Source organism: Aneurinibacillus migulanus, from assembly GCF_001274715.1.
Lineage (GTDB): Bacteria > Bacillota > Bacilli > Aneurinibacillales > Aneurinibacillaceae > Aneurinibacillus > Aneurinibacillus migulanus.
Map to the genome: position 1 here is coordinate 183,040 of NZ_LGUG01000002.1, position 25,673 is coordinate 208,712.

Here is a 25,673-nt window from a genome sequence, read left to right on the forward strand (position 1 = left end):
TCTGTAATATAACCCGCGCTGTAAAGCCGGAGAATGCCTTCCTCTATGGAAGGCATTCTCCTATCTATTTTAAAGCTAAAAAATAGGCAAATCATTAATACTTAATAGGAGAGAATCGGATGAATGATTACGAAAACGATACAAATAAATTAAAAAATAATATTCGACACCTCCTTCAATTGAAAGAACTAGACCAGGCGAAAACCCTTTTAGATAAATATGAAAATACAATGCCACAAGAGCCTGAGTTCTATGTGTTACGCGCTCTTCTTTCCATTCAATCTGACCATTACGATGATGCCTGGCTCTGGTTATGGCGTGGCATAGAAAAATACCCCGATCATACAAATTTACATTTCCATATGGGCTTTGTATGTGAATGTTTAAATAAATACCAAGATACCTTGCTACACTATCGATACACAAAAAATCTTACTAACGATAAAAATCTAAAAGACAAAATGGACACCAAAATTAGTGAAGTACATGCAAAATTGAAAGAAAGTTCGGCTGACGAAGCTAAACCCCTTCGTGTGCTGCAGGGAACGATGGAAATTGCTAACCAAATGAATGTATTGTCAAAAGGCCTACAAAGTTTAGGTATTCTATCAAAGACGTTAAGCTATTATGACTTTTATTTAGGCTACAGTTCTGACTACACCTGGAATCTGGCTAAAGAACAAAACGATAAAAATCTCAATGCTAGACTAAAAAAACTAACAAACAAACTAATGTCACAATACAACATCTTTCATTTCCATTTCGGTACAACACTGACGCTTGATGGGGCTGATCTTGAGATGTTAAATCGGGCAAACAAATCCCTTTTTATGCAGCATTGGGGAAGTGAAGTCCGTTTCTATTCCCAGGCTCGTAAGCTAAATCCCTACGCAAAGGCAAAAGTAATGAACGAGGAAAGCATAAAATATAGATTAGAAAGACTGTCTAGACACATACGTCACTGCTTTGTAGCCGATCGGGAGCTACATGAATATGTCAAAAACTTTTATGAGAACGTATATATCATACCTTCCATGATTGATTTATCCATGTATCAGCCAGAAGAAAATACGACATTACATCCAAAACCCCTTATTGTTCATGCCCCAACCTCCCAAGAAATAAAAGGAACAAAATACATCCTTCAAGCAGTGGAACATTTAAAATCCCATTACGAGTTCGATTTTCAATTAGTCCATGGAATGTCACATAAAGAGGCAATGGAAATCTATCGTAAAGCGGATATTATTATCGACCAGCTTCATATCGGAAGTTATGGACTCTTCGCTGTTGAATGCATGGCAATGGGAAAGCCTGTTATTTGCTGGATTAGCGATTACATGCAGGATAATTATCCGGAGGATTTGCCGATTATTTCAGCAAACCCCGACAATGTTGTCAATAAGCTCGAATATGTACTTCAAAATCAAGATATGCTACCGGAAATCGGCCGACAAGGACGTAAATACGTGGAACGTTATCATGACATGCTGACAAACAGCAAAAAAATCCTCCGTATTTATGAAGCAGTAGAATCGCTATCATAAAGGATTTCAGCCTAATTTATGCAATATTCTTCAAATGAAAAATGATTTGAGAGGAATGAAAAAATGATTACGATCAGCCTATGCATGATTGTCAAAAACGAAGAAGAAACGTTAGAGAGATGTTTGAATTCAGTTAAAGATATCGTTGACGAAATTAACATTGTCGATACCGGGTCTACTGACCGCACAGTGGAAATTGCAAAGCGATTTACAGATCGTGTATTCCACTATACATGGACAGGAGATTTCGCAGCTGCAAGAAACCATTCCTTCACCTTTGCCACTATGGATTATATATTATATCTCGACGCAGACGATGTATTATTGGAGGAAGATCGGATAAAACTCATGGAGTTAAAAGAAAACCTCGATCCTTCCGTCGATTCTGTATCCATGTATTACAACGCTGGTATGGATGAATACGGAAATGTGACATTACGATACAGACGAAACCGATTGCTGAAAAGAACGAAGAATTTTCAATGGCGTGGGGACTGTCATAACTATTTAGAAGTTCACGGACATATAATCAATTCGGATATAGCTGTAACCCATAAAAAAATAAAACACTCCGTAAGAAGAAACTTAGGCATCTATGAACAAAAAATCGCCAGAGGAGATACGTTTACGGCAAGAGACTATTTTTATTATGGGAATGAGTTAAGAGAAAACGGACATTATGAAAAGGCAATTGAAAGTTATCAAAACAACCTCTCTTTAAAAGAAGGATGGGTCGAAGACAAAATACATGCTTGTATTTTTATGGGGGATTGTTATCGGAGTCTAGGTGATTATCCAAACGAATTGACCTCATTGTTAAAGAGCTTTCAATATGCAAAACCAAAAGCGGAAGCTGTTTGCCGGATTGGATATCATTTTCTGCGTAAAAAAGACTATAAAACGGCAGCTCCTTGGTTCGAATTTGCAACGCAGTTAACAAACGATTCCGAGCAATGGAGCTTTAGTTATCCTGCCTACCATACCTGGTATCCCCACCTTCAACTATGCATTTGTTATTATTATTTAGGCGATTATCAGAAAGCATATGAGCACAATGAGGAAGCCCGTAAGTATAGACCGGAAGATAACAGCGTACTTCATAATAAACATTTATTGGAATCGAAACATGGAATACTTGCAACAAATAAGTAAAATATATGTATAAAAAAGAGTCCGGATACACGCCGGACTCTTATAAAAACTCAATTCATACGACTAGTTGAATTTCAATACAGCCATTACACTGCGAACGGCATCTGCAGATTTATCCAGCTGTGCTTTTTCTTCACTCGTAAGTTCGAGTTCAAATACTTTCTCGATGCCATCTTTACCAAGCAAAGTCGGCACGCCAAGGTACAAATCGTTATAGCCATATTCACCTTCCAGGTATGCGATAGAAGGAATAATACGCTTCTGGTCTTTCAGGATAGCTTCTGCCATTTCCACCAGAGAAGCGGCCGGTGCATAGTAAGCAGAACCATTACCCAGCAGGTTAACGATTTCTGCACCACCATTGCGTGTGCGATCCACGATTTCATCCAGACGCTCTTTCGGAATAAGCGATTCAAGCGGAATGCCACCTGCATAGGAATAACGAACAAGCGGAACCATCGTATCGCCATGACCGCCAAGCACGAAGCCTGTTACATCTTTTACAGACAGGTTCAATTCCATTGCTACGAATGTACGGAAGCGTGCAGTATCGAGTACACCAGATTGACCGATTACACGGTTTTTCGGGAAGCCTGTTGTTTTGAAGAGCGTATATGTCATTGCATCTACCGGATTAGATAACACAAGAATCGTGCTGTTCGGCGCATATGTTTTGATTTGCTCACCAACAGCTTTCATGATACCTGCATTTGTGTTAACAAGGTCATCACGGCTCATACCAGGTTTACGTGCAATACCAGCTGTTACAATAACGAGGTCTGCGTCTTTGATATCTTCGTAGTTAGATGTACCGATTACACGGGCATCAAACCCTTGTACCGGACCGGCTTCAGCCATATCCAGCGCTTTACCCTTTGTTGGGTTCTCCATTTGCGGGATATCAACGAGTACAACGTCACCCAGCTCTTTTTGTGCAAGCAAAAATGCAGTGGTAGCTCCGGTGAATCCAGAACCGATAACAGCAATTTTTTTACGCTTGAAAGACATAAAGGTTCCCTCCTGGTTAAATGAGTTTTATACATGTAAATTTAACATGCAAAAACATGTTAAACACATAAGGAAGGGGAAACGTACACACAGCTACGTGCTGTGCATGCGTTGCCCCGTAAAAAAACGTACATCCACCTTACATATTCTTAATCAATGCATCGCCGAACTCAGAGCACTTCAGCTCTGTCGCACCTTCCATTAAGCGTGCAAAATCGTACGTTACTTCCTTGGAAGCGATTGTCTTCTCGATAGCGTTCAAGATTAAGTCAGCCGCTTCTGTCCAGCCAAGGTGGCGAAGAAGCATTTCGCCCGACAGGATAACGGAAGAAGGATTTACTTTGTCCAGCCCTGCATACTTCGGAGCTGTTCCGTGCGTTGCTTCGAAAATAGCGCGACCTGTTACATAGTTAATGTTTGCGCCTGGCGCAATACCGATGCCACCAACCTGTGCAGCAAGCGCATCGGAAACGTAGTCACCGTTCAGGTTCAATGTAGCTACGACATCATACTCAGCAGGACGGGTCAGGATTTGTTGCAGGAATGCGTCAGCAATGGAATCTTTTACAATAAGCTTGCCCGCTTCTTCTGCTTCTGCCTGTGCTTTATTAGCAGCGTCCTTGCCTTGCTCTTCAACGATGCGATCATATTGTGCCCATGTGAATACTTTATCGCCGAATTCTTTTTCTGCTACTTCGTAACCCCAGTTTTTGAAAGCACCTTCTGTAAATTTCATGATGTTTCCTTTGTGCACAAGCGTTACGCTCTTACGGTTGTTATCAAGCGCATATTGAATGGCAGCACGAACAAGACGGCTTGTCCCTTCTTTGGAAACTGGTTTAATACCGATACCTGATGTTTCCGGGAAACGGATTTTATGCACACCCATCTCGTTTTGCAGGAAGGAGATAACTTTTTTCACTTCATCGCTGCCTTCTTGCCACTCGATACCAGCATAAATATCTTCCGTGTTCTCACGGAAAATAACCATATTTGTCAGTTCAGGATGCTTTACAGGAGAAGGTACACCTTGGAAATATTGTACCGGTCTTACGCATGCATATAGATCAAGCTCCTGGCGCAGCGCTACATTGATGGAGCGGATACCGCCGCCAACAGGCGTAGTCAGAGGGCCTTTGATTGCTACCAGGTATTCATTGATTGCTGTTAGTGTGTCTTTCGGAAGCCATTCGCCATACTTATTGAAAGATTTCTCGCCGGCATACACTTCATACCATGCGATTTTCTTCTCGCCATTGTATGCTTTCTCTACAGCTGCATCCAGAACGCGAACAGATGCATTCCAGATATCCGGACCAGTGCCGTCCCCTTCAATGTAAGGAACGATGGGATTGTTTGGAACATTGAGTGTTCCCGTGCTGTCAACCGTGATTTTCTCTCCGTGTGTAGGCATTTCATACTTTTCGAAAATAGACACGTCATAACCCTCCCAAGATATGTATTACAGCTTACCGGAGGTTGTCCCCCGATTACGCAATATGAATAAAATATAGGAAAGGGGTACTTGCGTAACCCCCTGCCTAAAATTTGCTTATGTTTTAGCGTTCGTCAAGCGGAACGTAGTGAGCGTTCACTGGACCGACGTATTCGGCACGCGGACGAATAAGGCGGTTATTTTCGTACTGTTCCAGAATATGCGCTGTCCACCCAGACATACGGCTAATGGCAAAAATCGGTGTGAACAAATCGCGTGGAATACCCAGGCTATGATATACGGAAGCAGAGTAGAAGTCTACATTTGGCTTCAAACCTTTTTCCGAAGTTACCAGTTCATCGATTTTTACGGACATTTCATACCATTGTGACTGTCCTGTAATTTCTGTTAGCTTCTCGGACATCTTACGCAGATGTTTCGCACGCGGGTCACCATCTTTGTATACACGGTGGCCAAAGCCCATGATTTTCACTTTTTGTGCCAGCTTCTCACGAATATAGCTTTCCGCTTGAGCCGGATCCTTAATATCTTCAAGCATCGCCATTACAGCTTCATTCGCTCCCCCATGTAACGGTCCTTTCAGAGCACCAATGGCGGAAGTAATACCAGAATAAATGTCGGACAGGGTAGCTACTGTAACACGTGCTGCGAACGTAGAGGCGTTCAGTTCGTGGTCAGCATGCAGAACAAGTGCAGTATCGAGCGCGTCAATAGCGATTTGATCTGGCTCTTCTCCGTTTAACATGTATAGGAAGTTTTGCGCCAAACAGAAATCCGGGCGTGGAGCCACAATTTCTTTGCCTTGGCGAAGACGATGGTAAGCGGCAATAACTGTCGCTACTTTTGATTGCAGGCGCGTTGCTTTACGTAGATTTGCTTCTCTGGTCATATCTTGTGCTTCAGGATCATACAGGGCCAGAGCGGAGATTGCTGTGCGTAGAACGGACATCGGATGGTTGCCTTCTGGACTCGCTTTCAGAAGCGCGATTACGTCTTCCGGAATTGCAGCGTTTTCAGCCAGATCTTTCTTTAACTGAGCTAGCTCATCAGCTTTTGGCAGGCGTCCATGCCATAGCAAGTATATTACTTCTTCGAATGAAGCGTTTTCCGCAAGCTCATCGATATTAATACCAGCATATGTAAGTACTCCGTCGATAATGGAACTAATGGAAGACTGAGTAGCTACAATACCTTCTAAACCTTTTGCTGACATAGTACTATCTCTCCTTTATCCCTAAAATTTATCTGTCGGACGTTCTTTCGAAGATGTCCTCATTCTTTTCAGGGAAGCCTATGAAGGCATAAAAAAAGAGAGAGGACACTTCTTTTGTTTAAAATAATTATAGAATATTTCATCTGGTTTGTGAATGTTTCTTAAAAAAAATGTGAAATATCCCACAACGTACACAAAATCTTGCTTTTTTGTCCACAATTATCATAACCTAAAAATGAGAATTAAGAAAGTGTCAATCCAGACCCATCATTTTAAAGGAGGTCGAAATGAATACCACTTTATTTTACCATCGATTGTTCCAGGCGTTGCGCTTTCTGCTTGTTATCGGGGTCATATACGTCGTATATAAACTTGCTTTTTTCCTTACCCCTTTACTGTACCCGTTTATCATCGGTTTCATTATCGCATATCTGATTAAACGTCCAGTGGATTTGCTCGAACGCCGAGGTCGCTGGCCCCGCTGGCTTGCGGTAACGAGCGTGCTGACCGTTGTTATCCTGGTACTGCTCGGAATTACGACTGTACTTGTGGCGCAGGTGATCATCGAAATCGGCAAACTTCTGGAAATGCTGCCCATCTATATTGATCAGCTTTCCAATTATGCCAGAAATTTTGTATCACATAGCCTTCAGTCCAGCTTATACGATCGCTTTATGAACCTGTACAGTAATCTTGATGCCAGCTATAAGGAAAAAATACAGCAAAATGTCGGACAAGCAATGACCAGAATTGCGCAAGCCGGAACGAATATCACCAAAACTTTCCTGGGTGGGATCAGCAATCTGCTAAGCTCCATTCCGAATACTGCGACAGTTCTGGTGATATCTATATTGTCAGCCTTTTTCATCAGTAAGGATTACCATAAAATCGCAAATAAAACAAAGAGCGCCATCCCAGCAGATTTAATAACACGAAGTACGCGCGTAACGGGGGATTTACGTAAAGCGCTTGTTGGCTTCGTTAAGGCACAATTTACGTTAATCTCTATTACCGCAGTCATCGTTATTATCGGTCTGCTCATTATCGGTGTACCGTATGCGGTTTCCATTGGCCTTCTGACCGGACTTGTCGATTTACTTCCTTACCTTGGAACTGGCACTGTATTCGTTCCCTGGATCGCATATGCATTTTTCGATGGGGATATCCGCCTGGCCATCGGACTGGGAATTCTCTATGCGATTGTTATCGTACAACGGCAAGTAATGGAACCAAAAATTGTGGCCGACAATGTAGGTCTCGATCCACTGCTCACATTAATTGCCCTATTCGTAGGTCTTAAGCTGTTCGGCTTTCTCGGCTTGATTCTGGGACCCGTGCTACTGGTTGTCATTAATGCGCTGCAAGGCGCCGGCGTCTTCCGCGACGTATGGCTATTTATTAAAGGAACACCACCTGCATAACATGAAAACGGAGCCCGACAATATCAGGCTCCGTTTTCGCATTATTTCTCGATTGTCGTATTTTTTGATGGAAGAGACGACTCTATCTCTCCCTTTTCTCTCTCCTCTTTTATCCGGCTGAAAATCGTAGCTGCAATCGGTCCAGAGATGTTATGCCACACGCTAAAGATGGCGCTCGGCACAGCAGATAACGGGGAGAAATGCGCAGTAGCAATCGCTACTCCAAGCCCTGAATTCTGCATTCCCACTTCAATGGAGACCGCTTTGCGTTTAGCCATGTCCATTCCAAGCATCTTGCCAAATAAAAATCCGAGCATAAGACCCAATACATTGTGTATGATAACTACACCAAAAATCTGAAGCCCCGATGTTGCTATTTTTTCCTGACTGCTCGCCACAACTCCACATACGATAGCAATAATAGCGATAACGGAAATCAGCGGTAGCGCCTTCGCTCCCACTTCTGCTGGCTTTCGGAACAAGGTTTTAGCAAGGAAACCAAGTATGATAGGTATAATAACGATTTGTACAATAGACCAGAATAGCGAACCAGCATTTACTGGAATCCATTCACTAGCAAACAGTAGAATTAAAAAAGGAGTAACTATCGGTGCAAGCACTGTGGTAACCGAAGTAATCGCCACAGATAGCGCTACATCACCTTTAGCCAAATACGTCATTACGTTTGAAGCGGTACCTCCCGGACAACAACCGACCAAGATAACTCCGACGGCTATTTCAGGCGGAAGACCCAGTCCTTTGGCTAATCCAAACGCGAGTAGAGGCATAATTAAAAATTGACCGATAACACCGATCAGAACATCTTTCGGGCGTCGGAACACTTCCTTAAAATCATTAGCTGATAAAGTCAGACCCATACCGAACATAATAATTCCCAACAGCGGAACAGTATATTTCGCCAACCAGGCGAAGGAATCAGGCATGCTGAACGCCAGGACGGCAAACAGCAACACCCAGATGGCGAATGTATCGCCCACAAACTTACTTATTCTCTCTAAAGCTCCCATTTATACCCCTCAACTTTCTCTTTCTATATTTATGTTATTCTATTCCTATTTTTTGTATTATTCAACATTTTCATAGTAGAAAACAAAAAAAGAGCGTATAGTAGCCGTAAATACCCTTACGGCAATCATACGCTCTTCCCTTTAAAAACGATTAAATTTGTTAAATGTCAATATATTAAGCTGGCCGTTACGTATTCGCTTATATAGCCAGCGTTTGATAAACAGTTTGGCAATTCCTCTAGTGTACGGAATTAACAGCAAAAAACCGAAAATATCTGTAAGGAATCCGGGTACAAGGAGAAGAAGACCTCCCATGAAAACGCAAATTCCGTCCAAAATCGCTTCTCCAGGCAATTCGCCGCGGCTTAACTGTACTTGCGCCAGCCGAAAAATTTGCAATCCTTCCCGCTTGGCAAGCCAGGCCCCGATTACTCCGGTCAAAACACATAGCAACAATGCCGGAACCCATCCGATCCCTCTGCCCGCCGCCACTAGAAACCAGATTTCTAATATGGGTACAAGCAAAAAAAGCATAATAAGCACACGCATCGTGTCTTCTCCTCCCTTCTCCTACCATTCGTACTGTTTCATCAAAGCATATAGTTCAGGAGCCCGTCTTTCTAAACGTACCGGCTTCAAATCAAGCGATGTCCATACATGGTGTGTTTCTCCTGAAGCCAACAACTCACGATCGGGCAAAAGCAGCGCTTCATAGCCAAGCACCAGACGAACCCCTTCGCAATGATTAACCCTTGTGCGAATTAGCACTTCGTCATCATAGCGGGCGGAACGCTTATATTTTACATTCGCTTCTGTTACGGGAAGCATGAATCCTAAGTCTTCAAACCGGCGATAGGAAAATCCCATCTGCCGAATCATCTCCGTTCTCCCTACTTCGAACCAAACCAGATAATTGGCATGATAGGCAACCTGCATCTGATCCGTCTCCTGATAGCGGACCCGTACAGTTGTCTCAAACCACTTCTCTTTTTCTTCCATGTTTGTCCACCTTTATAAAATTCGGGCAAAACCGGCATAAATGCATCCGCTAGACGAGTCAACCGTTACTTCATCACCGTTTGCAAACAGTTGAACTGCATTCGCCACACCAACGATAACCGGAATGCCAAGATTCAAACCAACAACTGCAGCATGGGATGTCAATCCGCCTTCTTCAATCACGAGTGCACTCGCTTTTTGGATTAATGGCATCATTTCACGATCCGTGGCTTTGGCAACCACAATAAAGTTCGTTCCCTCCACAGGTGGAGTCTCGGTGCCATCTTTAGCTATAAGCACTTTACCTGTAGCAGTGCTATGTCCGATCCCCTGTCCGCGTGCAACCACATCGCCTACAATATGGACTTTCAGCAAGTTAGTCGTTCCCGGTTCACGTACTGGGACACCTGCCGTAATAACCACCAGGTCACCGCGTTTTACGATACCAGAGCGAACCGCTGTACGCACAGAGCTATCAAGCATCTCATCCGTGCTTTCCGTTGGTTCACTATGAAGCGGAATTACACCCCAGACAAGCGCCAGCTTACGGCAGACGTGCAGGTTCGGTGTCACAGCAATAATTGGCGCTTTCGGGCGGAATTTGGATACGATGCGTGCCGTATGGCCACTCTCCGTCGCAGTAATAATAGCTTGCGCATCCAAGTCAAAAGCTACATTCGCTACCGCCTGGCTAAGTGCGTCCGGAATGACGGTTTGCTTGGCAACGGAATTCGTATGCAGAATTTCACGGTATGCAAGCGCCGTTTCTGTTCGCTCGGCAATCCGTTTCATTGTTTCTACAGCTTCTACCGGATATTTACCCGCAGCGGTCTCCCCTGACAGCATAATGGCATCCGTTCCGTCAAAAATCGCGTTCGCGACATCGCTCGCTTCTGCGCGGGTAGGACGAGGATTGCGCTGCATAGAATCCAACATTTGCGTTGCAGTAATAACCGGCTTTCCGACTTCATTGCAGCGACGAATCAATTCTTTTTGTACAAGAGGTACTTCTTCAGCCGGAATTTCCACACCAAGATCTCCACGCGCCACCATCAATCCGTCAGAGACAGCCAGAATATCCGCTGCATTATTCACTCCTTCATGGTTTTCAATTTTGGAGATAATGTGAATATCTGCATTATGACGTTCAAGGATTTCGCGGATTTCCAACACATCCTCTGCTTTGCGAACGAAGGAGGCTGCGATGATATCGATCCCCTGCTCAATGCCAAATTCGATGTCTTTTGCATCTTTTTCCGTAATACCTGGAAGTCCAATCTGTACTCCTGGTACGTTAACCCCTTTTCTATCTTTCAGCGTTCCGCCATTGCGAATATGGCAATGAATATCCTTACCTTCGATCTTTTCGACCGTTAACCCGATTAATCCGTCATCGATAAGAATTGTACACCCTGGATGGACATCTTGTGGAAGTCCTTCATATGTCACCGACACGCGCTTCTCATTGCCTTTGATTTCTTCTGTGGTCAATACAATTGTCTGGCCTTCTACAAGCTCCACAGATGGCTTTTCCAATACACCTGTACGAATTTCAGGTCCTTTCGTATCCAGCAGAATCGCCACGTTCCTTCCGAGCTCTGAAGCCGCCTGGCGAATCGTAGCAATCCGCTCGCCGTGTTCCTCATGGGAGCCATGGGAAAAGTTTAGGCGGGCTACATTCATTCCCGCTTCCATTAACGCTTTCAGCGTTTCAATCGATTCACTTGCAGGACCAATAGTACATACAATCTTTGTTTTTCGCATCGTTTGCGGACCTCCTAGATAGATTCTGTGAGAGCTGCATACTGTCCTATCGACTTGTACTTCTCATAGCGATCGTCGATTAGTTCCTTCCGGCTCATGTCTTTCAATTCAGCCAAATGCCGGGTCAGCACTGCATGAAGTGAAGCTGCCGTTTCCTTGAGATGGCGATGCGCGCCACCAATCGGCTCAGGTACGATCTCATCCACTACGCCTAATTCATGCAAATCGTTTGCTGTGATTTTCATCGACTCGGCAGCACGTTGTGCCTGGGACGAATCCTTCCACAGGATCGATGCCGCCCCTTCCGGTGAAATAACAGAGTAAAAAGCATTTTCCATCATCAACAGACGATTGCCCACACCGAGCGCTAGCGCGCCGCCGCTGCCACCTTCTCCGGTTACGACACATAGTATCGGTACCCCGAATGAGGCCATCTCACGCAGATTGCGGGCAATTGCTTCGCTTTGCCCACGCTCTTCCGCTGCCTTTCCAGGATATGCCCCCTGCGTATTGATGAAACAAATTATCGGACGGTTAAACTTGTCCGCTTGCTGCATCAAACGCAACGCCTTTCGAAAACCTTCCGGATGAGGGCTGCCAAAGTTACGCGCGATGTTCTCTTTTGTGTCCCGGCCCTTCTGGTGTCCTACTACCGTAACCGGCTGTCCGTTAAATTTAGCAATCCCACCGACAATTGCAGCATCTTCACCATAAAAACGGTCCCCATGCAGCTCGATGAAATCGGTAAATAGCTCGCCGATTAAATCAAGCGTAGTAGGACGTTCCGGGTGCCGAGCCAGCATTACTCGCTGCCATGGAGTCAGGTTTCCATATATCTCCTGAGCCAGCGACTTAGCTCTTGCCTCTAATTTTATAATCTCATCCGTGAAATCGATATGCTTCTCTTGAGTAAACTTGCGCAGCTCTTCAATTTTCGCGTCCAATTCCAGAAGCGGCTTCTCAAATGGTAATTCTGCGGCCATTAGTTTGCCCTCCTTTCCGTATGCATATCAAGAATCGTCACCAGAGTATCACGTAATTCTTTACGGGGAATGACTTTGTCAAGTTGCCCTTTCTTCAGAAGAAATTCCGCTGTCTGGAAATCTTCCGGCAGCTCCTGACGAATGGTCTGCATAATAATACGTCGTCCCGCAAAGCCGATTAATGCACCAGGCTCAGCAAAATTATAATCGCCAAGCGAAGCAAAGCTTGCAGATACGCCCCCGGTCGTAGGGTTGGTCATGACGGAGATGTATAATCCTTTTGCCGCATCCAGCTTGGCAAGTGCGGCGCTCGTTTTTGCCATCTGCATCAGGCTCAATACGCCTTCCTGCATACGCGCGCCACCAGAAGCGGAGAACAGAATGAATGGGTAGCGCTTTTCAATCGCTTGTTCAATAGCACGGGCAATTTTCTCCCCGACAACGGAGCCCATACTTCCCATCCGGAAACGAGAGTCCATTACAGCAATAACGGCTGGATACCCCTTGATGGTTCCTTCTCCTGTAACGACCGCTTCGGATAACCCCGACTTCTCCATGTCTTTTTCTAGCTTTGCCGTATAGTCTGGAAAATTCAGCGGATCTGTAGACAGAAGTTCACTGTCATACTCAAAGAAGTGTCCTTCATCCACCAGCATGGCAATACGTTCAAATGCCGTCATCGGAAAATGATAGCCGCATCCCTGACATACTTTCAAGTTTTTTTCAAGTTCTTTAGCGTATGCAATCGTGCCGCATTCCGGACACTTTGTCATTAGCCCTTCCGGCACTTCTTTTACCGTTGGTTTCTCCGCCTGGGCTTGTCCTTGCTCCGTTTGTACAGTTGCATAACGTCGTTTTTTATAGAAAATGTCTTTTAACAACACAATACACCTCTCTCAAAACTAGCGCATCAATGTAGAATTGTGCTTAATACTTCCTGGACTTCATTCACTTCTCCCGCCGGAACAAGAATTTCATACTGCTTGGATATACCGGACTGGCGAAGCTTCACAAGAAACCCTTCGGCTGTCAGCTTATCTTGAATTCTTTCTGCGATTTTTGCGCTCGGGGCGATATAGATGACCGTCCACATTCCGGCTCATCCTCCTTACCAAATATATGTTGCTCATCACCATTCTACCCCTTTTTTATAGAATTTGCCTTATCGATATAACATATTAGAATGGATATAAAATACTGTTCTCTAAATGATGAGCCATGCGGCGTACAGCTTCTTCTTCATCTCCCGCTCGAATCGCTTCAAGGATTGCCCGATGCTCCTTAAATCCTTCCTCTGCCCTTCCCTCACGTGCAAGCGATCCCTCCCGAATCGACTTGCTGTATTCAACAAGCGGAACCCACATCCGATGCAACACTGAATTGCGGCTGGAACGACAAATCGCCCGGTGGAACAAATAATCTTCCTCTGTAGGTACCTGCCCCTCGCGGATACGCTCTTCTCCCTGAAGAATGATGCGTTCCATCTCGGCGAAGTGCTTATCACGCGCGCGTTTGCATGCGAGGCGCACTGCATCGATTTCTAATATTTTCCTCATCTCCACCAGATCATTTCGTGTCTTGTAATCCTTTAGAATGTACGCTCCGATGAGATTAATGAGCTGATTATGACGGTAATGCTGGATAAAGGTTCCTTCTCCGCGGCGCGTCGTGATTAGTCCGAGAAGTTCCAGCGCCCGCAGCGCCTCCCGTACAGAAGAGCGTCCGACCTGCAAACGTTCGGATAACTCCCGTTCTGAAGGTAATTTATCCCCCGGCTTTAACCCGTCTTCCTTAATGATTCGATTAATTTCCAGCAGAATCTCTTGATAGACCTTGCGCTGCTCAGGCAAAATTGACACATTTCTCACCTTGTTTGCTCTTTTTATTTTTCCTCGCCAAAAAAAGGAGGATGAACTCCTCCTTTTTTTGCACATAGGAAAACAAATCTTGCTCCGTATAATACTCCTGCAAAAATTATATTTTTACAGCAGCCAGCATAGACGCTTTGATTTGCTCTGGATTGATTTCCTTACGCGCTATACCTGTATCCATGGCCGCCTTGGCGACTGAAGCAGCAACATTCGGAGCTACCCGCGGATCGAATGGCGAAGGAATAATATAATCTGGTTTCAATTCGTCCTCTCCGATGAGTTCTGCAATAGCCTTTACAGCCGCAAGCTTCATCTCTTCGTTAATGTCAGTAGCCATCACTTCAAGTGCCCCACGGAAAATTCCCGGAAACGCCAGCACATTGTTGACCTGATTCGGGAAGTCGGAACGACCCGTACCGATAACTGCTGCACCTGCTTCTTTCGCAACTTCCGGCATGATTTCTGGAATTGGATTAGCCATAGCGAAAATAATTGGTGACTCATTCATGGATTGTACCATATTCGGCGTTAGAGAACCGGCAACCGATACACCGATAAAAACATCAGCGCCGACAAGTACATCCGCCAGTGTACCTTCTGCTTTACGCTGGTTAGTAATGCGCGCAATTTCTTCTTTAATGGGGTTCATTCCGTATGGGCGCCCTTCGTAGATAGCACCTTTGGAATCGCACATAATCACTTCTTTGACCCCCATAAGAAGCAGCAGTTTAATTATCGCAATTCCCGCCGCTCCTGCTCCATTCGCCACTACAGAGATATCCTCCATTTTCTTACCGACGATTTTCAGGGCATTCAAAAGACCTGCTGCGGTTACAATAGCAGTACCATGCTGATCATCATGGAATACCGGAATTGACAGTTCTTTCTTAAGTTGCTCTTCAATTTTAAAGCAATTCGGAGCTGCAATATCCTCTAAGTTGATGCCGCCAAACGTAGGTTCCAGATATTTTACCGCTTTGATAATTTCTTCTGGATCTTGCGTATTAAGGCAAATCGGGAATGCATCAACACCGGCGAACGATTTGAATAGAACCGCTTTGCCTTCCATAACAGGAAGCGCACCTTCAGGGCCAATGTTTCCCAATCCCAATACGGCTGAGCCATCGGAGACGACCGCCACCATGTTACCTTTAGCCGTATAATCGTATACTTTCTGCCGATCGTCAAAAATATCTTTGCAAGGCTCAGCTACCCCGGGCGAATAGGCAAGGCTCAAATCGTTTGCGTCGTTTAACGCAACCTTTGATTCTACCCTGATTTTTCCCCGGCTTTCTTTGTGCAACTTCAACGCTTGTTCACGCATGTTTGGCACCTGTCTCACAACTCCTTATCTCTTCTACTCCGAATTTTAGGTGGTCTGACCACTTCATTTATTATTATCCCATTATATCAAAAGCGGCCAATCTGTAAACAAGAAGATGGCCGCTTTTGGACGTTTTTTTCATATAAAATTACCGATTTTTGATAATAACAAACCCTTTCCCAACAATTTTCTCAATTTTTCTAATTATTTCGCTTGTAGCACTTACGTTATACTCCTGTGCCAACTGAACGGACTGCCTTTTGGCTGCATAATACAGGATAACCGGGCTTTCTCCGGTTCCCTCCCGCAGAATTTGCTGTAACTGCTGCATTTTGGCCAGATCGGACTCTATCTCAGCTTCAATTTTGACAAATATAACAGGTGATGGCTTCGTTTGTACCTCCGTTTGGTCCAGCTCTGTGATGTCTTTGATTCGGTCAGCAATACATTTAACTTCTTCCCCCTGATGATTCGCTTTTCCATCTACGACAAGCAAACGTCCCTTCTCCAGTAATTGAGATACATGATGATAAACGCCAGGAAACACTACAACCTCGATGCGGGAAGTCTGATCTTCAAGCTGAACGAATGCCATCGGCTGTCCGTGGCGGGTCGTAATGCTGCGAACACCAACCACCATACCTGCAAGGCGAATCGGCTGCTTGTCTCGCATTTCACGCAATTGACCTAATGGTAAGAAGGAAAATCGCTCGCATATGCTGCGATAGTCGTCCAACGGATGGCCTGACAGGTAGAGACCAAGCAATTCTTTCTCCTGAAGGAGTTTTTCCTTCTGTCCGAAGTCCGGAATATCATCCGGTATTTTCGGGGCTTCCTCGGCGGTAGAACTTTCCTCATTAAAAAAGTCGATTTGATTTCCTTCATCGAGCTTGCGTATGCGCTGCGCCCATTCCATTGCTTCATCAAGCATAGTCAAAAGCGCAGCCCGGTTAGAAGAGAAGCTGTCCATGGCACCGCTTTTAATGAGTGCTTCGAGTACACGGCGATTGCATACTCGTTGGTCGATACGCAGACAAAAGTCTGCAAGACCTGTAAACGGCTTCTGCTCTCGCTCCTCAAGAATCCGGCGAATCGCTTGAACACCGACATTTTTAATAGCGGCCAATCCAAAGCGAATGCTTCCATTCTCTACCGTAAAGTCAACTTCACTGCAATTAACGTCGGGCCCGAGTACAGGGATGGAACGACGCTTACACTCCTCTATATATTCCGCAATTTTTTCTGTGCTTCCTTGCGCCATGGTCAGAAGGGAGGCGAGAAATGCAACTGGATGATTAGCCTTTAAATAGGCCATGTGGTACGCAATCATAGCATATGCCGCACTATGACTCCGGTTAAAACCGTAATCAGCAAACCTAACAATCATGTCATACAATTGATTGGCTAGCGTAGCGTCATACCCCTGTTTAAGAGCACCGGCAACAAACTTCTCCCGCTGTTCCTGCAGAAGCTCTCGTTTTTTCTTGGATACAGCTCGACGCAGAATATCTGCTTCCCCTAGCGTGAATCCCGCCACCGTAGAAGCAATTTGCATAATCTGCTCTTGGTATAGGATGAAACCATACGTATCCTTAAGAATCGGTTCCAATACCGGGTGCATATATTCGACTTTCTTTTTGCCATGCTTGGCCGCCGCAAAGTCGGGAATAAACTCCATTGGACCCGGTCTGAATAATGCCAGCACCGCGACAATATCTTCAAATACGGACGGCTTGACTTCTCTAAGTACATGGCGCATGCCGGAGGATTCCAGTTGGAATACGCCAGCCGTATCCGCTTCAGACAACATACGATACGTACGGGTATCATCAAGCGGTAGGGTTGCCAAATCGATTTCCTGCGTCTCCTCCTCCCTTATGATCCTGATGGCTCTCTCAAGCAAGGTTAAGTTTTTCAAGCCGAGAAAATCCATTTTAAGCAGCCCAACCTCTTCAAGCGCCTCCATCGCATACTGCGTAAGCCCATGGCCGTCATGCCCTTGTTGAATCGGCACATATTCAGTCAGCGGATCACGCGAAATGACCACACCGGCTGCATGGGTAGAGGCATGGCGTGGCAGACCTTCTACAGCACGTGCTACTTTCAAAAGCTTCTCGACCTGAGGATTTTCTTCTGTCGCCTGACGCAAACTTTTGCTTTTCGCGAGCGCCCTATCAAGGGTGATACCAAGTTCAGACGGAATCATTTTTGCGATTCGATCTACGACCGGGAGCGGCGTATCGAGTGCACGCCCTACATCCCGTACCGCCGCTCGCGCTGCCATCGTTCCGAACGTAATAATCTGCGCCACTCGTTCCCTGCCATACTTACGCACCACATAATCAATAACCTCGTCGCGCCGTTCATAACTAAAATCAATATCAATATCAGGCATGCTGACCCGCTCAGGATTCAAGAAACGCTCGAACAGCAACTTGTATTGCACCGGGTCGATATTAGTAATCTGCAACACATACGCTACCAGACTTCCAGCAGCCGAACCGCGGCCCGGTCCGACCGCGATACCCTGCTCCCGCGCATAACGGATAAAGTCCCACACAATTAAGAAATAATCAGAAAAGCCCATGCGTGCGATGACGTCAAGTTCATAATCAAGCCGCTCGCGCACTTCGTTGTCCGCTTCCTTGCCATATCGCATTACAAGGCCTTCTTCACATACGTGACGCAGATAATCGGCAGCGGCTTGACCGTCCGGCACCGAAAAACGCGGTAGAATCGAATCACCAAGCGGCAGTTCCACATTGCAGCGCTCGGCGATTCGCACCGTATTCTCAAGCGCTTCAGGCAGAAAAATAAACAACTCTCTCATTTCTTCCACGCTTTTCAGGTAATATTCATGTGTAGGATACTTTGTCCGATCTATATCCTCTACCGTCTTGCCTTCCCCAATGCAGAGAAGCACATCAAATACGGAAGCATCTTCCTCCTTAAGATAACGAACATTATTCGTCGCCACCAACGAAAGACCCGTCATACGGCCTACGTCAGTTGTCCGTTGGTTCACAACCTTCTGCTCTTCTAGCAAATGATCCTGGATTTCCAGAAAAAAGTTATCTTTGCCGAATAGCAAAGCATACGCTTCCGCTGTCTCGACCGCTTTCTCTATTTGCCCCGCGCGAAGCAGCATGCCAATCTCCCCATCCTGTGCTCCGCTTAAAGCAATAATACCTTCCGTGTATCCACGCAATCTATCTTTCGCCAGAAGTGGATGGTGGCGTCCTTCCATATGAGCCTGTGATAATAAACGCATAATATTACGGTAGCCTGTCATATTTTCAGCCAGCAGGACGAGCGCATGTCCCTTCTCCTCCCGGCTCCATTCTCTATCTGCAAGCCTATCTGCTACTCGTATTTGCACGCCGAGAATCGGTTTAATACCTTCTTCCAGACATGTCTTATAAAAAGGAATAATTCCGTACATCGCCTGCGAATCAGTAATCGCCAGCGCATGCATACCAAGTTCTTTGGCACGGCGCACGAGCGGACGGATGCGCGCTGCGCTCTCAAGCAGGCTATATTCACTATGTACATGCAGATGCACAAAAGATGCCCTGTCCATTGTCTTCCCCCTGTTCGCTTGTCGGATGCTTTTTCATTTCGTACTCTTCCTCTATTATACCGTGCGATGCAATATAGAAACATGCCACACCCATTGATTATCCATAGATTGGAAGGAAGAGATACGGCCGCTTTGTGGCACGGTGTGGTGGCGATCCACTCTGGAGCGTACTGGATAATCAACACCCTTGGCAACATACGTTCTTTATACATATTTATTGCCTGGCAATCATATGGATGTGTATAAGTTGGAAATCATCAAGTTCGGTGTATATGAATAAAGGAAGGTGCGAAGATGAGCAAAATGCTGCTCGGGCATTTGGTAAAAGACATGTCAACCTATTTCTTTGTTGCGTTCGGCATCGTGCTGGGCGGTTCTATTCTGGGCGGCATAGCGGCGCTTCTCACTCGACAACCGCCGTTTCATACAATGTATGAACTTGCATTCAAATTGAAAATCTGGGGGATGGTCGGCGCGCTCGGCGGTACATTCGATTCGTTTATGCAGATTGAACGAATCTTTCAGGAAGGCGATATGTCGCCTGTTATCAAGCAGATTATTTTCATCGTCAGCGCATTTATCGGAGCGGATACCGGGACCCGACTCATCCATTGGTTGGTTCACGGTGATCCGATATGAGAGTGCCATCCGGCGTGTATTGGCGGCGTTCCATCCGTTTCATTCTTTTATATATACTTGGTATACTTACAGGCATGGGCGTATTTCTATTGATTGTAGGGGATGAGGTGGACAGGCTTCATCTGAAGATCCGCAAGCTGGAACAAGAAAATATCGAATACGTTCAGGAAAATATTGAATATAAAAAAATCGAAAACAGTTTGATTCAAAAAGAAAAGAATGTGGTAAAGGAAATAGAACTCCATCTTCAAACAAAGGATGGATTTGTAGAAGCAGAACTTAGGAAAAAGCTAATTAAAGATTTATTTTTTCTAAAAGGAAAACCTTTAGAATATGTAGCCGGTTTTCACGAAGGCATTATGATGATGGTCGCAGAGCGTACCTACACCATCGATAATCGGATATACTCTCTTCATCTGTCTACGCTTGTTATCTCTCCCTCTTTGCACATGTACATTCGTGTTGAAGAAACACGATAATTTTCTTTTTCTCGCAAATAATCGTGGAATTTAGTAAAATATAAGAAAAAGGAGGAATTCGCATGGTTATTAGTCGTAGAGAAATGGCACGTGCCAAAGTCGAAAAATTAAAAAACGGTTTCTCCGCATTTTCAGAAACACAGGAAGTTACAGAGTTAATGGAACGCTATATCAAAGAAGAGAATATGGATGTACATGTAGACAAAACATCTCTGGGCTGCTGGTTCATCCCTGCGGATAAACATGAAGTTCACTAACATACATGTACAATTATAAAGCGGCTGCCTCGATAGGGTAGCCGCTTTTTATTTTGTATGATTGTACTTTTTGGAAATGGATGCGAAAATAGAAAAGAAATTGCAATGAAGGGAGTTCCCATATTGACGGCTATTCTTTCTATTGTCATTATCTTATCCGCAACATTCGCTATCTACTACGCGATTACCTGGCGCAGCCAGCCGGGAATTATGGCACGCATTTACCAGGCACGCATGAACATCGGCATGGGCGTCGCTTTGCTTGGCATCGGATTCAATCAAGTTACGTTCGAGAACATGGATACAATTCGTCTGATTATCGGTATTGTCCTTCTGTTCGTAGGTGGCGTGAACCTTGTGCTTGGTATCCGCAATCTGAACTATTTTATGAAGCTAAAAAAAGAACAAGAAGGCAAAAAATAAAGCGGAAGCATACACTTCCGCCTCTCTTCTTATCGTTCAATAACCTGTGCTGTCATCATTGCTTTTGATACGAGTGTTCCCTGATGGTATACTTCTACTTCCACTTTCCCAAATTTCCGGCTTACCTCAAGCACACGCGGATAGATTTCAATCGTACTCTCAATCTGTACCGGCTTTAGGAAATATACTGTAATATTCTCCGGTACCATATCGGCTTTCTTAAACTGGCGAAGCGCCATGCTACCCGACTCAGAAACAAGCGTCGTTAATACCCCGCTTGAGATGTTCCCCAGATGATTCGTCATCTGCGGTGTTATTTCACCGCGGAAGTAAATGCCCCGCTCCCCCTTCTCTTCTCGGAAGCGGTTCATAATCTGATTTGCAAACGTCTCGCCCATTTGCGGCTGCTTCTGTATATACTGTAGCGCTTTCAAAACGTCCTGACGTGTAATGACGCCCAGCAGACGTCGATGATTATCAACGACCGGCAGCATCTCGATACCCTCCCATACCATCATATGAGCAGCCGAGGCGACCGAGACACGCGCCATTACCGTAATCGGATTCTTGGTCATCACTTTTTCAACCGGAACATCGTATTCGTATCCGACAATATCTTTTGTTGTGACAACGCCCATTACTTTCATATTCTCATCAACAACCGGAAAACGACCATGTCCAATGCTTTCTACGAACCGATGCCAGTCCCGTACCGTATGGTTTGTATTTAAGTAATACGAATCCTTGAGAGGAATTAAAATGTCCTCTACCATCATAATTTCCTTCTTAATCAAGCGGTCATCAATAGCACGATTAATGAGCGTCGCTACTGTAAACGAATCATAACTGCTGGATATAATCGGCATTTGCAATTCATCAGCCAGCTTCTTCACTTCTTCGCTCGTATCGAATCCACCAGTAATCAATACGGCAGCTCCATGCTGCAGCGATAATTTATGGGCTTGGTAGCGGTTACCTACGATAAGCAAACTCCCTGCTTCCACATAGCGCATCATCGCTTCCAATTTCATTGCCCCGATGACAAATTTGTTAAGAGTCTTGTATAAGCCTTCACGTCCTCCAAGCACATGACCATCCACAATGTTGACTACTTCTGCAAACGTTAGCCGCTCGATATTTTGTTTTTTCTTTTTCTCGATACGTACCGTGCCGACCCGTTCAATCGTGCTCACCAATCCCTGTGCTTCAGCTTCCTTAATGGCCCGGTAGGCTGTCCCTTCGCTGACCTCAAGTTCTTTCGCCACCTGGCGCACAGAAATTTTACTGCCTACTTCCAACTCTTCGATATGCTGCAGAATCTGTTCATGTTTCGTTGCCATAGACTCACCTTCTCTATGAAAATTAGAGGTCGGTGCATGTTCTTTCCTTCTGCATAAGCCTGACCTCTCCTATCTTCGCCTTCGCCTGCGGACGGGTGACCGCAAAACTATGAAAACCAACTGCTTCAATCTGTATTGGTCTGTATTAACCACATTATACTTTGTTGTTATAACAATCACAAACAGAAAATAAGCCGCCTTCATTCGGCGGCTTATCCTGTACTTATTCATAATCATACTGTGTTCTCTTTTTTGTCCGTTCGCGTTGCGGCAAGGTAAAAGGAGATGCAACGTTTCGTTCCTCCCTCTCCCCAATAATCTGATAGAGATTCGCTCCGATAATGAGCAGAGCGAATCCGAGCCATACGGCGCTAAATAAAACCGCTTCGGTCTGATCCACCAGCAAAGGAAGCCGCGGTAGCCCATAAAACACAAGCACAAACGCGAAAATAAGATAACTAATGTTGCGAAAAGAATGTCCCACTTTGCTCACCTCGCATTGACAGTATATGCGAGGCAGGAGGGATTTAGACCGATGTGCGGCTCTTTTGCTCTTCAACTTTCGCGGCCAGCTGCGCCGGATGTGCAGCGATGCATCTGAAAATCTTCATGCCTTGTCCGACAAATTTAGCCTCATATTCAGTCATAACATTACCTTCCACATATTCACTATTATGCAAATCGAACGTAATCTCTTTCAACAGGAACAGTTCCTGAGCGAACTGGTTAAGACTGAATTGGAAAAGCCCTTCGTTGTCTGTCTTTAACTGAATGGCACCTTCCGGCTTCAGCAACCCTTTGTATTTTGTCAGGAACTCACTATGAGTCAAGCGGCGTCTGGCATGGCGCTTCTTAGGCCACGGATCACTGAAGTTGAGGTAGAACTTGTCCACTTCTCCCGGTGCAAAATACTTCTCGATATCCTGAATATTAATCCAAAGAAAGGAGAGATTGTTTAATTCCTTAGCTTCCGCTTTTTTAACAGCTCTAATTAAAACTTCCTCATACAACTCCACGCCGAAATAGTTAATATCTGGATTTTGCTCAGCCAATGTCGTAATAAAGTTACCTTTGCCTGTTCCAAGCTCTACATGAATCGGATTATCATTTCCAAAAAAAGAATTCCACTTGCCTTTGTATTCTTCACCGTTCAACGGGACAAGCTTCGGATACGTCGCCATTGCTTCCCGTACACCGGGTTTTTTACGTAAGCGCATTTGATTAATCACCTGTTTACTTCAAGATTTTTCACACTGATACTTATCTTACGCATTCGATGTAAAAGTTGCAACCGAAAAGCTTTTTACTATTTATTGCTTTACATTTCCCTCGGGATTAGGTATGCTATTTTTGTTTCCTAGGAAACAAAAATAGCATACAAGTGAGTAAGGAGGCAGCCAAATGCAGCTGGAAAAAAATATTGTTTTGACATTACAAAAATTGTTACACAAACGAGAGGATGCGATCAAACAAGAACAGGAAGAGCTCATTACAAAAACAAAGGAACTCAGCTTGAACCTAGCAGATATTACTTTATCCGAACTGCATGTAATTGATTGCATTGGCACACACGGTACGAGAAATGTAACTTCTCTTTCGAAACAAATGGATATGACAAGAGGAGCTATCTCTAAAATATGTTCCAAATTATTAAAAAGAGAAGCAATAGAAAAAATCCATCTAACTAATAACCAGAAGGAAGTTCACTTCAAACTTACAAAATCCGGAGAAAAAATCTTTTCTCTTCATGAAACACTCCATCAGGCTGCTGAAGAGAAGGTACTCCATTTTCTAAAAAGATATACTCCCGCCGAGCTTCAATTCATCGATCGGCTGTTAAAAGACATTATTAGTGAGCTTTGAATAAAAACAGAAAGGATGATATTTAATGAAAGTACGGCTTATTCTATACATTTTAGGAATTAGTGCGCTTGTAGGCTCTATTTCACAAAATATATACACGCCTATTCTTCCTGATATACAGAGCGCATTACATACGACGCCTTATTTAACAAACCTAACGATTTCTGTCTTCACAATAGCACTTGCGATTATGCAAATCGTTTATGGTCCTTTCATTGACGACAAAGGGAGAAAAAAGGTGTTATTACCTAGTATGTTGCTTTATATCATAGCTTCAATCGGGTGTACCTTCTCAAACTCTATCTATACACTATTATTGTTCCGAGCTCTTCAAGGAATCGGTGCAGCTGCCATTCCTGTTGTGGCAGCCACAGTAATCGGAGATCTTTTTGAAGGGAAACAACGCGGAAAAGCAATGGGTACGTATCAGATGCTCCTTTCCTTGGCTTCCGTTATTGGACCTCTCATCGGTGGTTTTATTGGAGCAAGGAGCGGACATCCCGGTATATTCTTTTTCCTTTCTATTTCCGGGCTGATTCTGTTGTTACTAAACCTGCTTTTTCTTCCAGAAACGAAATCGGAAAACGTACAAACGCGAAAGTTCAGTCTGACTCATTTTTCCACCATCGCGCGCAATTCTACCGGACTCGTTGTATTGGTACTCGGATTCATACAATTTTATACGTTTTACAGCTTCCTTGTTTTTCTTCCCTCTATTCTGAATCATATGTATAACATCAACCCAGAGAAAATCGGTGTTGCATTTCTACCGCTCTCACTATGTTTAATGCTGGGAAGCTTTTTAAGTGGACGGCTACAAGGAGACGTGAAGCCAACAACCAGCTTATTATATACATGCTTAATGAATGTACTTTCAGTTATTCTCTTTATTACACTTGCTCATATCTCAATGATATGTTTAATTATAACCATTTCCCTATATGGTCTGACTATCGGTTTCTCCACGCCTATACAAAGTAGATTGTTAACGGATGAATTTTTGCATGAACGGGCAACCGCAATCGGCGTATATAATTTCGTACGGTATATCGGTATGGCAACCGGTCCAATAGCAGGGAGCTTCCTCGCACACGGGGGAAATTTTTTCTTGCCATTCGGCTTTGCGGCCTTATTATTCGGAGGCGCGATTTTGTTTTCATGGAAATGGCTACATAAGGCAGAAAGCCAGGCCAACATGTAATATCTTCCCTTTCCCTTTATAGTGGAAAATGAACGAATGTATGAAGCGGGAGGGAACCCTTTCTTTCCGCTTCTTTCGCATCGTCAGGGCAAAAAAAGAGAGCAGCTTTATGGGCTGCTCTAACA

The 25,673-nt window shown here is 44.6% G+C and carries 25 protein-coding genes; 9 read left to right on the plus strand and 16 right to left on the minus strand.

Annotated features, from left to right (window positions below; genetic code table 11):
• Nucleotides 1–119 precede the first annotated feature (119 nt).
• Nucleotides 120–1,547, plus strand: coding sequence for a glycosyltransferase (locus AF333_RS00930; protein WP_053432641.1), 1,428 nt, complete (start codon nucleotides 120–122; stop codon nucleotides 1,545–1,547).
• A gap of 63 nt (nucleotides 1,548–1,610) precedes the next feature.
• Nucleotides 1,611–2,699, plus strand: a complete 1,089-nt coding sequence (locus tag AF333_RS00935) for a glycosyltransferase (RefSeq protein WP_043068714.1) — start codon at nucleotides 1,611–1,613, stop codon at nucleotides 2,697–2,699.
• 63 nt (nucleotides 2,700–2,762) lie between these two features.
• Here AF333_RS00935 and mdh read toward each other — a convergent pair whose 3' ends face one another.
• The 3 genes from mdh to citZ all read right to left on the minus strand — a co-directional run bounded on the left by mdh (nucleotide 2,763) and on the right by citZ (nucleotide 6,376).
• Complete coding sequence (gene mdh / locus AF333_RS00940) at nucleotides 2,763–3,707, minus strand: malate dehydrogenase (protein WP_043068713.1); 945 nt, start codon at nucleotides 3,705–3,707, stop codon at nucleotides 2,763–2,765.
• A 139-nt stretch (nucleotides 3,708–3,846) separates the two neighbouring features.
• Nucleotides 3,847–5,121 (minus strand): NADP-dependent isocitrate dehydrogenase, encoded by a 1,275-nt coding sequence (gene icd / locus AF333_RS00945; protein ID WP_139188892.1) that lies wholly within the window; start codon nucleotides 5,119–5,121, stop codon nucleotides 3,847–3,849.
• A 145-nt stretch (nucleotides 5,122–5,266) separates the two neighbouring features.
• On the minus strand, nucleotides 5,267–6,376 hold the full coding sequence (gene citZ, locus AF333_RS00950; protein WP_043068712.1) for a citrate synthase: 1,110 nt from the start codon (nucleotides 6,374–6,376) through the stop codon (nucleotides 5,267–5,269).
• 287 nt (nucleotides 6,377–6,663) lie between these two features.
• Here citZ and ytvI point away from each other — a divergent pair, with 287 nt between their 5' ends.
• Complete coding sequence (ytvI, locus tag AF333_RS00955; RefSeq protein ID WP_043068711.1) at nucleotides 6,664–7,797, plus strand: sporulation integral membrane protein YtvI; 1,134 nt, start codon at nucleotides 6,664–6,666, stop codon at nucleotides 7,795–7,797.
• Between the two features lie 41 nt (nucleotides 7,798–7,838).
• Here the strand turns inward: ytvI and AF333_RS00960 are convergent, their stop codons facing one another.
• The 10 genes from AF333_RS00960 to AF333_RS01005 form a co-directional block, all read right to left on the minus strand.
• Nucleotides 7,839–8,825: a bile acid:sodium symporter family protein gene (locus tag AF333_RS00960; protein WP_043068710.1), complete on the minus strand. Its 987-nt coding sequence runs from the start codon at nucleotides 8,823–8,825 to the stop codon at nucleotides 7,839–7,841.
• A gap of 141 nt (nucleotides 8,826–8,966) precedes the next feature.
• Nucleotides 8,967–9,374: an FxsA family protein gene (locus AF333_RS00965; RefSeq protein WP_043068709.1), complete on the minus strand. Its 408-nt coding sequence runs from the start codon at nucleotides 9,372–9,374 to the stop codon at nucleotides 8,967–8,969.
• Nucleotides 9,375–9,395: 21 nt separating this feature from the next.
• Nucleotides 9,396–9,824 (minus strand): acyl-CoA thioesterase, encoded by a 429-nt coding sequence (locus AF333_RS00970; protein WP_043068708.1) that lies wholly within the window; start codon nucleotides 9,822–9,824, stop codon nucleotides 9,396–9,398.
• Between the two features lie 12 nt (nucleotides 9,825–9,836).
• Nucleotides 9,837–11,588 (minus strand): pyruvate kinase, encoded by a 1,752-nt coding sequence (gene pyk, locus AF333_RS00975; RefSeq protein WP_043068707.1) that lies wholly within the window; start codon nucleotides 11,586–11,588, stop codon nucleotides 9,837–9,839.
• Nucleotides 11,589–11,602: 14 nt separating this feature from the next.
• Nucleotides 11,603–12,571 carry an acetyl-CoA carboxylase carboxyltransferase subunit alpha gene (locus AF333_RS00980; RefSeq protein WP_043068706.1) on the minus strand — a complete coding sequence of 323 codons (969 nt, stop codon included), beginning with the start codon at nucleotides 12,569–12,571 and terminating at the stop codon, nucleotides 11,603–11,605.
• A complete protein-coding gene (accD, locus tag AF333_RS00985; RefSeq protein ID WP_043068737.1) occupies nucleotides 12,571–13,452 on the minus strand; it encodes an acetyl-CoA carboxylase, carboxyltransferase subunit beta in 882 nt (293 codons plus the stop codon). Before accD ends, AF333_RS00980 begins: the two co-directional genes overlap by 1 nt.
• Nucleotides 13,453–13,481: 29 nt before the next feature.
• A complete protein-coding gene (locus tag AF333_RS00990) occupies nucleotides 13,482–13,664 on the minus strand; it encodes a hypothetical protein (RefSeq protein WP_043068705.1) in 183 nt (60 codons plus the stop codon).
• Between the two features lie 85 nt (nucleotides 13,665–13,749).
• Nucleotides 13,750–14,430, minus strand: a complete 681-nt coding sequence (locus tag AF333_RS00995) for a FadR/GntR family transcriptional regulator (protein ID WP_235356071.1) — start codon at nucleotides 14,428–14,430, stop codon at nucleotides 13,750–13,752.
• A gap of 115 nt (nucleotides 14,431–14,545) precedes the next feature.
• On the minus strand, nucleotides 14,546–15,775 hold the full coding sequence (locus tag AF333_RS01000) for an NAD(P)-dependent malic enzyme (protein WP_043068704.1): 1,230 nt from the start codon (nucleotides 15,773–15,775) through the stop codon (nucleotides 14,546–14,548).
• 139 nt (nucleotides 15,776–15,914) lie between these two features.
• Entirely contained in the window at nucleotides 15,915–19,346 is a 3,432-nt protein-coding gene (locus AF333_RS01005) for a DNA polymerase III subunit alpha (protein WP_043068703.1), read from the minus strand.
• A 294-nt stretch (nucleotides 19,347–19,640) separates the two neighbouring features.
• Here AF333_RS01005 and AF333_RS01010 point away from each other — a divergent pair, with 294 nt between their 5' ends.
• The 4 genes from AF333_RS01010 to AF333_RS01025 all read left to right on the plus strand — a co-directional run bounded on the left by AF333_RS01010 (nucleotide 19,641) and on the right by AF333_RS01025 (nucleotide 21,144).
• Entirely contained in the window at nucleotides 19,641–19,985 is a 345-nt protein-coding gene (locus AF333_RS01010; RefSeq protein WP_235356066.1) for a YtrH family sporulation protein, read from the plus strand.
• The gene (locus AF333_RS01015; protein WP_043068702.1) at nucleotides 19,982–20,464 is read left to right on the plus strand and encodes a hypothetical protein; all 483 of its coding nucleotides are present in this window, start codon (nucleotides 19,982–19,984) and stop codon (nucleotides 20,462–20,464) included. Before AF333_RS01010 ends, AF333_RS01015 begins: the two co-directional genes overlap by 4 nt.
• Before the next feature lie 62 nt (nucleotides 20,465–20,526).
• The gene (locus AF333_RS01020; protein WP_043068701.1) at nucleotides 20,527–20,721 is read left to right on the plus strand and encodes a hypothetical protein; all 195 of its coding nucleotides are present in this window, start codon (nucleotides 20,527–20,529) and stop codon (nucleotides 20,719–20,721) included.
• 123 nt (nucleotides 20,722–20,844) lie between these two features.
• A complete protein-coding gene (locus tag AF333_RS01025; protein WP_158502537.1) occupies nucleotides 20,845–21,144 on the plus strand; it encodes a YtpI family protein in 300 nt (99 codons plus the stop codon).
• Between the two features lie 29 nt (nucleotides 21,145–21,173).
• Here the strand turns inward: AF333_RS01025 and AF333_RS01030 are convergent, their stop codons facing one another.
• The 3 genes from AF333_RS01030 to trmB all read right to left on the minus strand — a co-directional run bounded on the left by AF333_RS01030 (nucleotide 21,174) and on the right by trmB (nucleotide 23,701).
• Nucleotides 21,174–22,484: a DRTGG domain-containing protein gene (locus AF333_RS01030; RefSeq protein WP_043068700.1), complete on the minus strand. Its 1,311-nt coding sequence runs from the start codon at nucleotides 22,482–22,484 to the stop codon at nucleotides 21,174–21,176.
• Between the two features lie 223 nt (nucleotides 22,485–22,707).
• Nucleotides 22,708–22,968 (minus strand): hypothetical protein, encoded by a 261-nt coding sequence (locus AF333_RS01035; protein ID WP_052520773.1) that lies wholly within the window; start codon nucleotides 22,966–22,968, stop codon nucleotides 22,708–22,710.
• 43 nt (nucleotides 22,969–23,011) lie between these two features.
• Nucleotides 23,012–23,701, minus strand: coding sequence for a tRNA (guanosine(46)-N7)-methyltransferase TrmB (trmB, locus tag AF333_RS01040; RefSeq protein WP_043068699.1), 690 nt, complete (start codon nucleotides 23,699–23,701; stop codon nucleotides 23,012–23,014).
• Nucleotides 23,702–23,885: 184 nt separating this feature from the next.
• Here trmB and AF333_RS01045 point away from each other — a divergent pair, with 184 nt between their 5' ends.
• Nucleotides 23,886–24,347 carry a MarR family transcriptional regulator gene (locus tag AF333_RS01045; RefSeq protein ID WP_043068698.1) on the plus strand — a complete coding sequence of 154 codons (462 nt, stop codon included), beginning with the start codon at nucleotides 23,886–23,888 and terminating at the stop codon, nucleotides 24,345–24,347.
• Between the two features lie 25 nt (nucleotides 24,348–24,372).
• The gene (locus AF333_RS01050; RefSeq protein WP_043068697.1) at nucleotides 24,373–25,548 is read left to right on the plus strand and encodes an MFS transporter; all 1,176 of its coding nucleotides are present in this window, start codon (nucleotides 24,373–24,375) and stop codon (nucleotides 25,546–25,548) included.
• Nucleotides 25,549–25,673: the final 125 nt, after the last annotated feature.